Origin of the sequence: Undibacterium umbellatum (assembly GCF_014284125.1) — a bacterium.
Taxonomy (GTDB): Bacteria; Pseudomonadota; Gammaproteobacteria; order Burkholderiales; family Burkholderiaceae_D; genus Undibacterium; species Undibacterium umbellatum.
The window spans coordinates 1-15,506 of sequence record NZ_JACOFX010000026.1; the positions used below are offsets into that span (position 1 = coordinate 1).

The 15,506-nt window shown below is 51.1% G+C and carries 16 protein-coding genes; 10 read left to right on the plus strand and 6 right to left on the minus strand.

Annotation, left to right across the window (positions count from 1 at the left end; all coding sequences use genetic code 11):
* A partial coding sequence (locus H8L47_RS29565; protein WP_222616702.1) for a hypothetical protein occupies window positions 1-216 on the plus strand: 216 nt, incomplete at its 5' end.
* Window positions 217-544: 328 nt separating this feature from the next.
* Here H8L47_RS29565 and H8L47_RS26795 read toward each other — a convergent pair.
* Window positions 545-1,099: a hypothetical protein gene (locus tag H8L47_RS26795; RefSeq protein WP_186956898.1), complete on the minus strand. Its 555-nt coding sequence runs from the start codon at window positions 1,097-1,099 to the stop codon at window positions 545-547.
* 281 nt (window positions 1,100-1,380) lie between these two features.
* Entirely contained in the window at window positions 1,381-1,905 is a 525-nt protein-coding gene (locus H8L47_RS26800; RefSeq protein ID WP_186956899.1) for a hypothetical protein, read from the minus strand.
* Between the two features lie 132 nt (window positions 1,906-2,037).
* On the opposite strand from H8L47_RS26800, the gene H8L47_RS26805 reads away from it, so the two are divergent.
* Both H8L47_RS26805 and H8L47_RS26810 read left to right on the plus strand, forming a co-directional pair.
* Complete coding sequence (locus H8L47_RS26805) at window positions 2,038-3,648, plus strand: M28 family peptidase (RefSeq protein WP_186956900.1); 1,611 nt, start codon at window positions 2,038-2,040, stop codon at window positions 3,646-3,648.
* A gap of 192 nt (window positions 3,649-3,840) precedes the next feature.
* Window positions 3,841-5,907 carry a M13 family metallopeptidase gene (locus tag H8L47_RS26810; protein ID WP_230413931.1) on the plus strand — a complete coding sequence of 689 codons (2,067 nt, stop codon included), beginning with the start codon at window positions 3,841-3,843 and terminating at the stop codon, window positions 5,905-5,907.
* 12 nt (window positions 5,908-5,919) lie between these two features.
* On the opposite strand, the gene H8L47_RS26815 is transcribed toward H8L47_RS26810, so the two are convergent.
* Window positions 5,920-6,714: a LytR/AlgR family response regulator transcription factor gene (locus H8L47_RS26815; RefSeq protein WP_186956901.1), complete on the minus strand. Its 795-nt coding sequence runs from the start codon at window positions 6,712-6,714 to the stop codon at window positions 5,920-5,922.
* On the minus strand, window positions 6,711-7,856 hold the full coding sequence (locus tag H8L47_RS26820; protein ID WP_186956902.1) for a sensor histidine kinase: 1,146 nt from the start codon (window positions 7,854-7,856) through the stop codon (window positions 6,711-6,713). The genes H8L47_RS26815 and H8L47_RS26820 overlap by 4 nt, the downstream gene beginning before the upstream one ends.
* A 192-nt stretch (window positions 7,857-8,048) precedes the next feature.
* Between H8L47_RS26820 and H8L47_RS26825 the strand changes: the two genes are divergently transcribed.
* From H8L47_RS26825 to H8L47_RS26835, 3 genes are all read left to right on the plus strand, one after another.
* Complete coding sequence (locus H8L47_RS26825; protein ID WP_408057753.1) at window positions 8,049-8,528, plus strand: (2Fe-2S)-binding protein; 480 nt, start codon at window positions 8,049-8,051, stop codon at window positions 8,526-8,528.
* A complete protein-coding gene (locus H8L47_RS26830) occupies window positions 8,525-10,705 on the plus strand; it encodes a xanthine dehydrogenase family protein molybdopterin-binding subunit (RefSeq protein ID WP_186956904.1) in 2,181 nt (726 codons plus the stop codon). Before H8L47_RS26825 ends, H8L47_RS26830 begins: the two co-directional genes overlap by 4 nt.
* 89 nt (window positions 10,706-10,794) lie before the next feature.
* The gene (locus H8L47_RS26835; protein ID WP_186956905.1) at window positions 10,795-11,190 is read left to right on the plus strand and encodes an MAPEG family protein; all 396 of its coding nucleotides are present in this window, start codon (window positions 10,795-10,797) and stop codon (window positions 11,188-11,190) included.
* Window position 11,191: 1 nt separating this feature from the next.
* Here H8L47_RS26835 and H8L47_RS26840 read toward each other — a convergent pair whose 3' ends face one another.
* Window positions 11,192-12,700: a tetratricopeptide repeat protein gene (locus tag H8L47_RS26840; protein ID WP_186956906.1), complete on the minus strand. Its 1,509-nt coding sequence runs from the start codon at window positions 12,698-12,700 to the stop codon at window positions 11,192-11,194.
* Between the two features lie 40 nt (window positions 12,701-12,740).
* Between H8L47_RS26840 and H8L47_RS26845 the strand changes: the two genes are divergently transcribed.
* Window positions 12,741-13,007 (plus strand): hypothetical protein, encoded by a 267-nt coding sequence (locus H8L47_RS26845; protein WP_186956907.1) that lies wholly within the window; start codon window positions 12,741-12,743, stop codon window positions 13,005-13,007.
* Between the two features lie 5 nt (window positions 13,008-13,012).
* On the opposite strand, the gene H8L47_RS26850 is transcribed toward H8L47_RS26845, so the two are convergent.
* Window positions 13,013-13,561, minus strand: coding sequence for a GNAT family N-acetyltransferase (locus H8L47_RS26850; RefSeq protein ID WP_186956908.1), 549 nt, complete (start codon window positions 13,559-13,561; stop codon window positions 13,013-13,015).
* A 155-nt stretch (window positions 13,562-13,716) separates the two neighbouring features.
* On the opposite strand from H8L47_RS26850, the gene H8L47_RS26855 reads away from it, so the two are divergent.
* Genes H8L47_RS26855 through H8L47_RS26865 form a run of 3 tightly spaced genes read left to right on the plus strand, consistent with a single transcriptional unit; the run spans window position 13,717 to window position 15,422 of the window.
* Window positions 13,717-14,223: a low molecular weight protein-tyrosine-phosphatase gene (locus tag H8L47_RS26855; protein ID WP_186956909.1), complete on the plus strand. Its 507-nt coding sequence runs from the start codon at window positions 13,717-13,719 to the stop codon at window positions 14,221-14,223.
* A complete protein-coding gene (locus tag H8L47_RS26860; protein WP_186956910.1) occupies window positions 14,223-14,450 on the plus strand; it encodes a hypothetical protein in 228 nt (75 codons plus the stop codon). The genes H8L47_RS26855 and H8L47_RS26860 overlap by 1 nt, the downstream gene beginning before the upstream one ends.
* A gap of 9 nt (window positions 14,451-14,459) precedes the next feature.
* Window positions 14,460-15,422 carry a M23 family metallopeptidase gene (locus H8L47_RS26865; RefSeq protein ID WP_186956911.1) on the plus strand — a complete coding sequence of 321 codons (963 nt, stop codon included), beginning with the start codon at window positions 14,460-14,462 and terminating at the stop codon, window positions 15,420-15,422.
* The last annotated feature ends 84 nt before the right edge of the window (window positions 15,423-15,506 follow it).

Below are 15,506 nucleotides of genomic sequence, written 5' to 3' on the forward strand. Positions count from 1 at the left end.
CTTGTGCCAGCACAAGTTTCACTGCTTCTTCCCGCAATTCCGGTGTATATCTCTTTTTCTGTTTCATTATTTCTCCTGATCGTTTATTTTAACAAACAGGAATGTCCTAAAAAATCAGGATACCTCAATATAAGCAATTTATGCTTCAATGCGGAAGAGGTGCTGGACTCTATGCAAGAGATTCTGATTTTACTTTCCCTCGTGTGTGTAATTTAAAAAATGAACTGGAGCGAGAGCTCGCTACTGAGGGTATAGCGCTGCCTGACAATGCATTTGTTTTTGCCGCATATCAAGGGTATCAATATAAGTACTTTATCTGCGATGAAAATGAAGACCCGGCCGTGTTTCTTGTTATGTTTACGGATGAGGAAACCTCACCAACTTTGGTAAATGATACTCTTTCGCAAGAGTTATTAGAAGGCATTAGTCAGTACAAATCTGCTTTTTACGAGTCTTAAACGGGTTGTGAGCATAGCGAAGACTCATTGAAAATCAATGAATTAAGATGTTTTCTTATGATGTCTGAGGCCGCCGTGTCGGGAGGTTAGAATGGACGCCACTCGATATCTTGCTTCAATGAAAGACCTGAGAAATTTTCCCTCTCAATACGCTCCGCTAGTACATCGCAAATGCAGAGAACCCACTCAATGGAATCCAATAAAAATATTGATTTATTTTTGGCTGCAAGTCCGTCAATGCGAATGCGATTGATCGAGTCGACTACGCCATCCAGTTCAGTGAATGTTGATCTCTTTCGGTCTAGTGCGTCACAAATCGAGCGCACGTTCATGAATCCGTATTCGCCTTGAAACTTGCAATTGAAAATCACGTCCACTGGAAGAAACTCAAGATCATCTTTTGATGCAAACTCAAAAAGAACATCGGCTAGTGGTTTACGTAGAATTAGCATTGGCCCGCATAGAAAACTATCTGCAGGGGGGTACTCTGACAAGACGTCGATTATGACATTTGGCCATATCTCGGCCAATTGCAGCCCTCCAGTCAGATTAATGCCCATGAGTGCCTTCATATTCCGAACTTTCGATTCGGTAAAGTCATGATTGGTATCGACTTTGTTTGTCCAGATTCTAAATGTCATATTCAATTTCTAATTCCCAATAGGCATCGAGGCGGATATTCTTTTTTTGCACATTAAAAAATTCAGTGCTTGGCCACCGCATTCATAAATCCTATCTGAATTAAAGGAAGCGAAGTCAGGTCGTTCATTCATTCATTCATTCATTGGCGCGCGATTGTCCTTCCGAAGTAGTACTCTTTGTCTATGTCTGGAGAAGTACTTTTTTTGCATTAATTCACATCTTCAACAAGCAAGACTCACGGCAATTAATCCCGTGCAATCGCTCGCCCTACGCATTGGATTTATTGTCTATTTGCAGGTATGCAGCTTGCATCCAGTACATAATGCCTGGATCGTCGGTTTTTCATTGTACCTTCCATGCTCTGTACGCTTATCGTGTTGCCGGTGATTTTCCATCTGGAAGCAGATACATTCAGTTCATGCAGCTTGCTGCAATCGCCTGTCTTGTAAAACATCAAAAAGTCATTTGAACCACTGAATTCATGGGTGACCAATACTTGCTCATCCTGGCTCAGATAGACATCCTTTCTGACCCAGATACCGCTATTGATTCCGCACTGGCTCTGGTTTGCGCTGTGCAATACCTGCAAGGGTGGTTCAGGGAAAGCATCAACCTCCGGATTATTGGCATCGCTATGGAAGCGCAACTCCACGGATTTTGCCTTTGCATGGAATGTCTCATACTGCCCAGGCTTGAGCGGGGTAACCGGGATACTCTCCAGCTTGCAACTGGCGGCATGTACCTGTGTCGCCAGGATACAGCTCAGTGTCATGACCAAGGAGGTGGTCTTAATTGTCGTATTCATTTTAGTTGTGCGGTGCAACCCGACTTTACAGGGAATAGATTTATAGGAAATTTTATACGTAGATGTTGAACGTATTCTGATTTTCTTGCTCTAAACTGGCTGCCTTATTCTCTCATCTGGTCTCGAATAATAATGAAAAAACATTCCGCATACTATTTATCTTCTGCCTTCCTGACATTTGTACTAGGGCTTCCGGCACATGGCTTCGCCCAGATGCAGGTAAATGAAACCACCTTGCGCGCTCATCTGGCTCTTCTTTCTTCTGACTTGTTTGAAGGCCGAGGCACAGGTCAGCATGGGGGTGACCTGACGGTAGCTTATTTAGAAACGCAAGCTGCCATTGCCGGGTTATTGCCACCTAATGGCAAGAGCTACAGGCAGGCCGTCAGCATCAGGGGTATCAAGTCTTTGCCAATGGAAAGCTCTGTCAATATACATCTTGCCAGGTCACTCAATCTGACTTTTGGCACTGACTGGCTCTGGAGTGCAGGTGATGCCATGAGCTCGCATCGGTTTGATCATGAATTACTGTTCGTCGGTTATGGCATCAATGCGCCAGAAGAGCAATGGGATGACTTCAAAGATGTAGACTGCAAAGGCAAAATCCTGGTCGTTATGGTGAATGATCCTCAACCGACTGCTGAGCAGCCAGACCGCTTTGGTGGCAAGGCCTTGACTTATTATGGTCGTCGTTCTTACAAGACTGAGGAGGCCTTGCGGCGCGGTGCTGCAGGCGTTTTGCTGATACACACTGACACCTCTGCCAACGCCAACTGGGATGTTTTGAAAAACGGTGGCATGGGTGAGCAATTCCAGTTGGTGAAAAAGGATGCTCAAGGCCTGGCGATACAGGGCTGGATCACCGATGGTGCCGCAAACACCCTGTTTGCGGCATCGGGCCTGGATTTGAATGCCCTGCGCCAGGCTGCCGAGCGCAGGGATTTCAAGCCTGTCGCCATCAAGGCCAGGCTCAAGGGTGAAGCAAAATCACAAATACGCCAGCTGGAGCAATTCAATATTGCTGGCATCGTGCCAGGTACAGACGCGCAACTGAAAGATGAACTGGTGATCTACAGCGCACATTGGGATCACATGGGCAAGCAGGAGGGAGCTGGTGATGTCATTTATAACGGTGCCGTTGACAATGGTTCAGGAACAGCAGCCTTACTGGCGATGGCAAAAGCAGCAGTGCAGCAACCGACAAAACGCAGCCAGATGTTCTTGTGGGTAGCTGCTGAAGAACAGGGCCTGCTCGGTAGCGCCTGGTATGCTGCGCATCCAATATGGCCACTGAATAAAACGGCTGCCGCATTGAATCTGGATACCCTCAATTTTGTCGGTCGCACCAAAGATATCAGTGCCTTTGGCGCAGACCGCAGTGACCTCATCGTCGCTGCCAACAAGGTGGCGCAAAGCATGGGTATGGTAATAGCCCCACCTCGTGTGGATGTGGCGGGCGGCTATTTTCGCAGTGATCACTTCAGCTTTGCCAAGGCCGGTGTACCGGCATTCTCCATAGGCAGTGGCCGTGACTATATCCATGAGCCGCAAGCTTCACTGGAAAAAGCCCGTGGCTATGGCAAGCGCTATCACCAGGTCACTGATGAATATGATGCCAGTTGGGATTTGTCTGGAATGACCGAACAGGCGCAGTTTACCTTGAATCTGGGGCGAGAAATTGCCAACGCTAAATCGATGCCTGCGTGGAAGGAAAATGATGTTTTTTCCAAAGTGCGAAAATAAGAAAAATCGAACAAACACTTGAACTTGTTGTAGTCACTAGTCTCAAAGCTGTGCCACTCACATGTGGCTTTCAGGCCCGATTTTATGATCAAGCAAAACGCTTTTCATTCATTGAAAAGGAAAATAAATAGTCTTGATATCGGCAGGCTTAAGCAAGGCTTGCAAGCCACTTCATCTACAAGAAAGAAAATAATGAGTAAGACAAAGTTCGCATTAACGCCAATTGCCAGTGTATGTCTGCGAGTCATGCTGGCCTTGCCATTGACGCACAGTATGGCGCATGCCGCCGAGACCTCCCTTGCTGCAGTAAAAAAAGAGTCGGGCATGGATACTTCGGTCGCACCGGGAGATGATTTTTATCGCTATGTGAATGGTGGCTGGTTGAAGAATGTGGCCATCCCTGACCATAAAGTCGCAGTAGGGAATTTTGATAGCCTGATAGAACAGTCTGACACCAAAGTTTTGAAATTGATCGAGCAGGCCACCACGGCAGCGCCAGGCAGCCCGGTACGCAAGGTCGGCGACTTTTACTCCGCACATCTGAATATTGATGCGATCAATCAGCGTGGCCTGGCACCATTGCAAGGCGAGATGCAAAGCATTTCTGCATTGCAAGATAAAACCAGTCTCGCGACCTACCTGGGCAAGCATTTGCGTGCCGATGTTGACCCACTTAATACTGCCAACATCTTTACAGAAAATCTGTTTGGACTGTGGGTGGCACAGGGTTTTCATGACCATAAAAAATACATGCCCTACCTCTTGCAAGGTGGGCTGGGTCTGGCAAATCGTGAATATTATTTGTCCAGAAGCCCCAAGATGGTCGAGCTCAGGAAAAATTATCTGGCTTACATTGCTGGGACACTGAAGTTGGCCGATGTTCCTGATGCAGAGCAAGCTGCCAAGCGGGTATTTGACCTGGAAATGGCGATTGCCAAAGGTCACACCAATCGTGAAGCAACTTCCGATGTGATGCAGGCTGACAATACCTGGAGCATGGCCGATTTTCACAAGAAAGCACGTGGCCTGGACTGGAAGGCTTACTTCAAGGCGGCTGGTCTGGATGGGCAAGAAAAATTCATCATCTGGCATCCCAGTGCATTGAAAGCCTCGTCCACATTGGTCGCTAATACGGCACTGGCAAGTTGGCAGGATTATTTGCGTTTTCATGTCATCAATCAGCGCGTCAATGTGTTACCGCAGGCTTTCTTTGAACAGAAATTCAAATTCTATAGTGCCCTCACCGGTGCCAAGGCACCGCAGCCGCGCTGGAAGTATGCAGTTTCCGCAACCAATGAGGCGCTCGGTGAAGAAGTCGGCAAGCTCTATGTGGCCGAGAATTTTTCACCCGAGGCCAAGACCCGTGTCAACGGTATGGTGACGAATTTGCTGACAGCTTTTGGCGAACGCGTGCAGGCACTGAAATGGATGACACCAGCCACCAAGCAGGAAGCCCTGGCGAAGATCAAGGCGACTTATGTGGGTGTCGGCTACCCTGACAAATGGCGTGATTATTCGGGTTTGAGTGTGGACGTGAATGATGCTTACGGCAATAACGAACGTGTGCAAGAGTTTGCCTATCGCCGTGCCTTGGCAAAATTTGGCCAGCCCGTCGATGCCACTGAATGGTGTATGAATCCGCAACTGGTGAACGCGGTTAACATGCCTATGCAAAATGCCATCAATTTTCCTGCGGCTTATTTGCAGTCACCAAATTTTGATTTGAATGCCAGTGATGCGACTAACTATGGCGCGCTGGGCGCCACCATAGGCCATGAAATCAGTCACAGCTTCGACAATTCAGGTTCCATGTTTGATGCGAAAGGTGAATTGCGCAACTGGTGGAGCAAGGCTGATATGGCATATTTCAAAACTTCATCCAAAGCCTTGATCGCGCAATTTAACCAGTACCAGGCTTTCCCTGATCTGGCTGTCAATGGCGCTCAGACACTGGGTGAAAATATTGCTGATCTGGCTGGCTTGATGGCCGCCTATGATGCCTATCACGCTTCCATGAAGCAAAAGGGACAGGCGATCACCAAGGAAGATGACAAAGAATTTTTCTTGTCTTATGCCTATAGCTGGCGTCGTAAGATGCGTGATGAAACTTTGCGTACGGTCATCATTACCAATGAACATGCACCAGTACAATACCGGGTGCTGACGGTACGTAACCTGGATGCCTGGTACGATGCATTTGCCGTACAGCCTGGGCACAAGCAATACCTGGCACCAAAAGATCGCGTTAAGATCTGGTAAGGCAAGATGAGTTCAGGCTGGCCGCATGCCATCATGCATGCGTCGCCTGACTTCGGCAACATAGCGCTCGCTGACGGGGACTTTATCCTGGTTGGCGAGCACTAGTTGATACACACCATCCCCCAGCACTTCAAGCTGGCTGAACTGGTCGCAGCGCACGATGGCACTGCGGTGTACGCGTAGGTAGCTTGCCGGATCGAGATGTTTTTCCAGCTGACTCAGAGCAACCCTGTGCAATACTTTTCTCTGCACCATGTGCAATTGCATATAATTTCCTGCTGCTTCTATCCATAATACATCGGCCAGTTGTATGCATTCTATGCGGCCTATCGAGCGTACACTTATTTGTTGCCAGTAAGCTGGTTGCTCTTTCTTCGCTTCATCTTCTGCCTTGACGTAATGCCCCATGGCTTGTGCATAACTGGCTTGCTGACGCTGTTTGAGCATGGCAGCAGCGCGTTCCAGAGATATCGCCAGGCGCTGGTCGTCAAAAGGCTTGAGCAAATAATCCAGAGCATGCAGGTCAAAGGCTTCTATCGCATGGGCGTTAAATGCAGTCACAAATATCACCAGTGGCGGCGAGGTTTGTGTACTCAGTTCACGCGCCAGCGCCAGGCCGGTTTCGCGTGGCATTTGTATGTCGAGGAAGATGATGTCGACGGCGTGGGCATGCAGTGCTTCGCGCGCTGTGGCAACACTGGGACACTCGGCGACGATGCTCCAGCCAGGATGATCCTGCAAGGCATAGCGCAAATTGGCGCGCCCCGGTTCTTCATCATCGACGATCAGTGCACGTATAGTGTTCATGCGGCGGCGCTTTCCGGCATATGCAAGGGCATGCGGATTTCCACTTCGTAGCGAAGCTGACCATCACCTTGTGTACGTTCGCTATGCATGCTGGCGCGTCCTGCATAAATCAATTCCAGCCTGGCGCGTGTTTGAGGCAGGCCCAGTCCCAGGCCGGGGTTGGCAGCGATGCCATCGGTGACGGTATTGCTGACCTTGATGCTGAGTTCTTCTGCTTGCAGGCTGAATTGCATGCGGATATCGCTGCTGCCTTCATGGCAATCCAGATCATGGCGCAAGGCATTTTCCAGCAAGGGTTGCAGCAGCAGGGGCGGGCAATCACCCGCCAATACGTTTGCTGTATCGCCGGCGATGCTGATCTGCAGACGTTGACCATAACGCAGCCTTTGCAATTCCAGATAATCGCGTATGAATGTCATTTCATCTTCCAGGCGCACCCAGTCCTTGGTGCTGGCGGTCAGCGCATAACGCAGCAAATCACTGAGCCGGTTCAGGCCGGTCAGGGCAATGCGCTTGTCGTCGGCACGTACCAGGGCGCTGATGGCATTGAGGCAGTTGAATATGAAATGCGGCTCCAGTTGCCCGCGCAAGGCATCCAGTCTTTGCTGTTCCAGATCCAGCCGCAGATGCAATACATCGTTCAAGGATTGCTGCAAAACTTGTTCACGTATTCGTGCCTGTCGCCAGGTGCAGATTGCCAGCACGGCAATGAAGGTGCCGGTAGACCAGGCAAATTCGAGGAAGATAGTAAAACCACGCAGATTGAAAGCGGTGCTCACTATGTCCTGCAAGCCGAAACCGGGTTTGTCCCTGAGCAGATCAAGGATGGCGATATACATCAATTCCAGCGGCAGAAAGCCCAGTAGCATCACGCCATAGGCCAGCGCGATGCCACCCGCTTTGCTGAGAAGTCGTTCACGCCGCATGAAAATCAGGTAAAGGCAGGTGCTGAAGACCATCATCAGCAGATGGCTGCTGACCCAGGCCCACAGTATGTCGCTGTAGCTACGCTGGGTACCATGCTTGACCAGATCACCATAATTGCCCAGCGCACCGACTGCACACAAGCTGGTCCATATCAGGATGTTGTTCAGCAAAAGCTTGAGCAGACTGGCTGCCGTATAGGCTGGAGGCTGGGTCATCGCGTAGTGTCAGGGCTGGCATTTTCCATATTGAACAGTATAGCAGTCAGCACGGCGGTATTTGCTGGCCTTCAGAGGGAGTAGAAACAGGGTTTCGGGGTTTCGTCACAAGGTCTGCCATGGCATTTACCGTTGCCAGATAATCGCCTGCAGCAGTCAATCTCAGCGTGGGCAATGGAGGGCAGGATGGATGTGAATCTGAAAGTGAATGGACAAGTACGCAAGTGTCAGGCAGATGGCGATACTCCGCTGCTATGGATATTGCGCGAAGACCTGGGCCTGACCGGCACCAAGTTTGGTTGTGGTGCCGGGCAATGCGGTGCCTGTACCGTGCATCTGGATGGGCAGGCTCTGCGCAGTTGCGTCATGCCGGTGGCAAGTCTGAATGGGCGCAATATCACTACGATAGAAGGTTTGTCCCCCGACCGCAGCCATGTCTTGCAACAGGCCTGGATAGAGCATCAGGTGCCACAATGTGGTTATTGCCAGTCTGGCATGCTGATGGCCGCCGCCGCTTTGCTAAAGACTACGCCACATCCCAGCGACCAGCAAATTGACGCCGCGATGACCAATCTGTGTCGCTGCGGTACTTATCCGCGTGTCAGGGCGGCCATACACACGGCCGCAGGCAAACTCAAGCCGCTGGCAGGCAAGAATGGCGGGAAAATATGAATACCGTAAATTCACCCACACGCAGGAATTTCCTGAAATCTACTCTGGTAGCCGGTGCCTGGGTATTGGGTAGTAGCAGTCTGCCCATGCTCGACAGCCTGGCGGCAGAGGGAAAAAACAAGGCCATATCTCCTTTCGATTTCTGGCTCAGCATGGATGCTAGCGGCCTGGTAACGGCTTACACCACAGTCACCAATCTGGGGCAGGGCACGCATGCAGCCATTGCCCAGATCGTCGCAGAAGAACTTGAAATGCCACTGGAAAATGTGCGCATAGAACATGCACCCGTCATCAAACAATTCCATCGGCAATGGCCACCCGGTATCACGACTTTCGCCAGCGCCGGCTTCAATTCGGCACTGGCGACGATAGCACCAGCCTGCGCAGCAGCCAGACAGATGTTGCTGCAAGCTGCAGCCTTGCAATGGCAAGTCGATATCAAAGATTGCGTGGCTGGCAATGCACAAGTGGCTCATGCTGCCACAAGCCGCAGCATGCCCTATACCGCTTTGATCAAGGCAGCGGCGCTGCTGACGCCACCAGAAAAACCCGTGATCAAATCACCCAAGGACTGGAAGGTGCTGGGGCAGTCAGCGCAACGCCCTGATATCCCGGCGCGGGTCGATGGTAGTGTCGTGTTCGGTATCGATGTGCAACGGCCCGGTACGCTCATGGCCGCTGTCTTGCATGCACCGCGCTTTGGCAGCAGTTTGCAAAGTGTGAATGATAGCCCGGCGCTGGCCGTTAAAGGTGTACGCCAGGTCGTGCATCTGTCGAATGCCGTGGCGGTAGTCGCAGAGCGCTACTGGATCGCGCACAAGGCTATGCGATTGCTCAATCCAGTCTGGCAAGACGGTGCGCATGCCAGCATCAATACCGCAGAGATGCGCGATAGCTTGTTGAAAGCTGTCGCCGCCGGTGAGGGCAAGCCCTTTCCAGGCCCGAAAATACAAAAAGCTGAAGCGACCCAAACGGCCATGGCTTCGGCCACTACTGTCATCGACACCAGCTTTGATGTCCCCTTCCTGGCGCATGCAGCCATGGAACCCTTGAATGCAACAGTCGAAGTCACTGCAACAGGTGCGCAAATCTGGCTGTCCACACAAAGCCAGACTGATACGCAAAAAGGTGTGGCCAGGGCCCTGGGTTTGCAGTCTGAGCAAGTACAAGTCCATACTCAACACGTCGGTGGCGGTTTTGGCCGCAGGCTGGAACATGATTTTGCCATCGAGGCAGCATTGATCGCCAAGGCTGCCGGTGTCACTGTAAAAACCGTCTGGTCGCGTGAAAATGATATGCGGGCTGGCTATTACCGGCCCATCACTGCGGCCCGCGTACAACTGGCACTGGATAAAGATCATTTGCCGCTGGCCTTGCGGCTTGATACCGCTGGACCATCGCTGCTGGAATATACGCGTGTCACGAATAGTCCGGCCAGTGAAGGTTTTGACTGGACCTTTATCATGGGCTGGTTTGGCAGCAGCTACAAATTCCCCTTGTTCGATACGCGCTGGACCAGGGTGGACTTTGGCGTGCCCTGTTCTTACTGGCGTTCGGTAGGCAATTCGCAAAACTGTTTTTTCCTCGAACATACGCTGGAGCAGGCAGCACGCAAGGCAGGCATGGATAGCCTTGAATACCGCTGCCGCTTATTGCAGCATAATCCCAAGGCCATTGCTTTCGTCAATGCATTGGCGGAACGGGCAGGCTGGAGCAAGGCCTTGCCCAAAGGACATTACCGTGGCTTTGCCATGAATGGGGATGGCGACAAATTATTCAGCGGCCATATCGTGGAAATTGCTGTCAATAAACCGGGACAATTCCGTCTCATTAAAATCACTGCTGGCATCAACCCCGGTGTGGTCGCCAATCCCAAGGCAGTCGAAGCGCAAATGATGGGCGGTACATTGTTCGGTTTATCAGCCGCCTTGTTTGGTGAAATCAGCTTCAAGGATGGGCAGGTGGAACAAGGTAATTTTGATGGCTATCCTCTGGTCACGCTGGCGCAGACACCCGTACTGGATGTGCTGGTCATCAGCACCGGCGATAAACCTGCGGGTGCAGGTGAAGAAGGCCCACCATCGATAGGCCCGGCGATTGCCAATGCCTTGCTGGCTGCCAGCGGCAAGCCAGTTACACGCCTGCCTTTGGTGCAGGCGGGCTGGAAGCTGGTGTAGAGACATATTTTTCTGCTAATTTATTTTACTGCTGGTATTGTGAGGTCCTGGAAAAACAAATTTGAATTCACATTAATCCGGGAGACAAGATGAACATAGCAAACTGGTGCGTATTAGCTGCATGTGTTTTACCAATAATGACGGTGGGCATAGCCAAAGCACATTCCGCGAAAATGCCGCGTGATGCAGGCCGGTATGATAATAATAGTCCCAGGGAATGGGCCAAGGGCTTGAGTGGCTGGCAGCAGCGTGCCAATGCGGCGCAGCAAAATGGTTTCGAAGCCCTGCCGCTGTTCATTGCAGCCGTCATCCTGGCCCAGCAAGCCCACGCTGATCAGGCGCGCATAGATCAACTGGCAGTCTTGTTCATCGCCTTGCGCATTGTCTACACCATCACCTATCTGATGAACCAGGGTACTTTGCGTACCCTGGTCTGGAGCGGTGGCCTGGCTACCAGTATCGCAATTTTGTTAATGGCGGCCTAGTTTATTTTCTTATCATCACCAGGATATGGGCGAGTATGTCTTCGCCTTTGTCCTGGCGTGCGACTTGCTGGCTGGCGTCAGCAATGACAAAGCCGTGTAATCGCGCCAGGCGCTGTAGATAGGCATAGCTGTGTGCATAGCGTTGCGATGGGAGTAAAAGATAGTCAGCACTGTCGTCAGTCATTTCCACAGAAAATCCCAGCACAGCACCTGCAGGCATGACACGGCTGGCGGCAGCAAATACCGGGTCAAGATCACCGATATACACAAACACATCGGCCGCAATGATAAGATCAAAATCCTGGTCTTGCAATTGCAGCCAGTCGCTTATTTCTGCACAATGCAATTCATCATATAAACCAGTATTTTTAGCCTTGGTCAGCATCTTTTCAGACAAGTCTATACCAGTCAGTTTGCTTGCCTGCGCCCGCAAATACGGGGCGCATAAACCTGTGCCGCAACCCAGGTCCAGGTAATTGCCGGGTTCTGCTTTGACATGTCTGTTGACGGCTTTGCTCAACAGGGCAGGCACTTGATAATGCAAGACCTCCAGCAAATGCTGGTCGAAATGCGTGGCGTACTGATCAAACAAGTCAGCGACATAGGCGGGTGGTGACATCACAGGAGTGTCAAACGCTCCCAATGCGGCCAGTGCATAATTGATTTGAGTCAATTCTGTCTCGTCGCTGCAATGTGCCGCTGCTGTTTGATAAGCTTTGATGGCCGCATTGTCTTGCCCCATCTGGCGCAATGTATTGCCGTATTGCAGATGGGCTTTGGTATACGCAGGCTTGATTTTTATCGCCTCTTCAAAGCTATCGAGTGCGGCTGTCAGATGTTGTAGTTTTTGCAGACAGATACCACGGTTGCACCAGGCTTGTATGTGCCCAGGCTGTAAGCGCAAGACATCTTCATATCCGGCAATGGCATCTTCCTCAAGGCGCAAGCATTGCAGACTAAAAGAGCGGGCAAAAAGTAGTGCGATATCTTTCGGTTTTAGTTGCAGGGCTTCATCAAAATCCTGCAAGGCTTGCTCATGCTCGTCCATATCTTGTAGAGCGATACCACGGTTTAGCAAAGCTTCGGCATAACGTGGATTGAATTCCAGCGCTTTATCATAATTGTGCAAGGCAGCAGCCAGCTTGCCCAGGCTGCGCAGGGTATTGCCCCGGTTATTCCAGGCCATGGCGTAATCCGGTTTTAATAGCAAGGCTCGGTCATAACTGGCCAATGCTTCTTCTGCCAAGCCCAGGTCTTGCAATGCCGCACCCAGATTGCCATGGGCAATAGCTTGCTGCGCATCGACAATGATAGCTTGGCGCAAACGGGTCACTGCCAGCTCGGCGTCGCCGCTCTGCCTGGCGATCACGCCCAGCAATTGCAGGGCATCAAAATGTTCAGGTTCTATTTTCAATACCTGTTGGTACAGGGTTTCTGCTGCATCGAGCCGACCTTGCTGATGGAGGGCGATTGCCTGCTGCAATATGTTGCTTATCTTTGTTGCGCTCATTTTCCTGTACTATCAGGGCTATTCTAAAAGGATGGATGTCATGGACCAGCAAGAACTCTTGGAACTATTGTGGAGCCTGCTACCCTCACCCGCCTACCTGATTGCCGCTTTTGCTTTTGGCTTGCTGGGTATGGCGGCGTTTTACTATGGCAGGAAGAAACCCAACAAGAGAGTCAAATGGCTGTCTGTGGGTTTGATGTTTTACCCCTACTTCATCGGTAGCGACATACGCATGCTGTATGGCACAGGCATCGCTTTTTGCATAGCCATTGCTGTCAGTATTTATTATCCAGCTACTCACAATTAAGCGCTTCAGTTCAGGATTTTCTCCATCTCTTCAAACTGCAGATTTTCAACCAGCATTTGTTCCTTGCCATTGTCGGAAGGGAAGGGTTTGAAGCGGCCTGTGCGGGCATAGCCTCGGCGTTCATAGTAAGCGATGAGTTCTTTCCGAACGCTGATGACGGTCATCCAGATTTTTTGAATACCCCATAATTCTTGCGCATATTGCTCTGCAGTTTTCATGAAATGCTTGCCTATGCCATTTCCCTGCAGCACAGGGCGCACGACAAACATGCCCAGGTAGGCAGCACCTTCGGTTTTTTCCAGGTTGACGCAGCCTATGATGTCATCGCCTTGCAGGCACAGCAGAATGACGGAATCCGGATTGGCGATCAGCTCGCGCACTTCAGGTGCAAATATGCGCGAGCCTTGCAACAAGTCTGCCTCTGTGGTCCAGCCCTGGCGGCTGCTGTCGCCACGGTAGGCGCTGTTCACCAGGGCTGCGATAATGTCCGCATCAGCATCAACTGCTGGTCGAAAGCTGATGGCTGTTGTATTGCTTGAAATATTTTCTGTCATACGCTTCTATGTAGGAGAGGATTACTGGCTAGCTTTGGGCTGAAATAATAACATGTGTCTTTCTCACGCCAGAATCTGGCTTTGCCGATGCGAAAACCCCGTGTTAGCATGTCATGATTATATGAATTCCCGCCATCAGGAAATTTTGATTTTCGATGAAAAAAGCGACTACCAGGGCAATATTGTTTGTCTGCATGGGTAATATCTGCCGTTCACCCAGTGCAGAAGGGGTATTTCGCGCCCATGCTGAAGCGGCGCGGCTGGATCTGCATATTGATTCTGCCGGTACCCATGCTTACCACGTAGGTGAGCCACCAGACTCACGCTCGCAGGAATTTGCCGCGCGCCGTGGCATAGACTTGTCGCAGCAAAGAGCCCGCAAGCTCAACAACGAAGATTTTGAAAAATTTGATTTGCTGCTGGCCATGGACAAAGAAAACCTGGCCAGGATGAAGGCCGCCTGTCCGCCAGCGCAGCAGCACAAGCTGAAACTCATGATGGCCTATGCCAGTCAGAGTGACAGCGACATTGTGCCTGACCCTTACTACGGTGGCCCGGACGGGTTTGACCAGGTCCTGGACTATATTCAGGATGCCAGTGCCGGGCTGGTCCTCGCCATACAGAAAGAAAGACAGCAAGAGATCACGAGGGAGGAAGGTTGATGCAAGCCCAGGATCTGGAGTTTGTCAGGAACTCCATACTCAGTTATTTGCAGGCACGTCCAAACAGTGCTGACACTGTAGAGGGGATACAGCAATTCTGGATACAATGGCGAGATGATGCTCTTCCCTTATCCGTGGTCTCAGGCATACTCGAAACTATGCGCAATGCTGGTGAACTGGAGAGTGTGAACCTGGGTGGCCGTACGATCTGGCGTGCAGCACGCTGAGTTGTGAGCATGCCAGCCAGCCGTTTATTCTTTTTGTTGCTATGTGGTTTCACGCTGTTTTTCAGCTGGCCCGGTTTTGCCCAGAGCGGTAGTGAACTCGTCAAAATAGAAACAGTAAAAAAAGCCCACTCCCATGCTGTGCTGGCAAGTAATCATGGGCGCATGCCTGCGACGGTGACGCTGCAACTCAGCAGTTATAGCAATCTCGCATCCAGCCGGGCCTGGCCGATACAGGTGCAACTGGCCAGCGGGCAAAGCATGGAGCTGGTTGAAGTTTCGGCTGCCGACCAGCAGTTTGGCTATACCTTTGATTTTCAAAAGCATTATGTGCAGGGTGACCCCAGGGCGCAGCATGATGAGAATGTCAGTTATCGCATCCCCTTTATGGCAGACCAGGCATACCAGATCTTGCAATCGGCAGATGGCCCGCTGTTTTCGCACCACACCGTTGCCACCCGCTATGCGGTGGACATCAATATGCCCATGGGTACCACGGTCATTGCGGCACGGGCGGGTAGTGTGGTGGAAGTTGCCAGCGGCTTTAACGACAATGGCAAGCCTGAACCTGAATTTTTTGACAAGGCTAATTATGTCCGCATCTTGCATGATGATGGTAGTTGGGCTGACTACTTCCATCTTATGCAGCATGCCATCCAGGTCCAGCCTGGCATGCGGGTAGACGCTGGCCATGTCCTCGGCCTGTCGGGTAATAGCGGATACTCGACCACGCCGCACCTGCATTTTCATGTGCAGGTGAACCAGAACGGCACCATCATTTCCCTGCCATTCCGCTTCCACAATAGCCACGATGGCATGTTTGCACCGCGTTACCAGAGCTGGCTCATCCCCGATCAGCAGACTATCAATGCCAGCAATGCCAACAAAGGCAAGCCCCGGAAAACCCTGCGCGAATGCCTGCCAGCACGCAAGGCAGTGGATGATGCCGTGATACGTTGCCTGTCCAGTTCCTGAACCTGGTTTCTGAATCAGACTGCTTCGCCTGCCATGTCACTTAAGTGATGAAAGTCAATTTTGCAGTGATGGAAATCCAGTAGG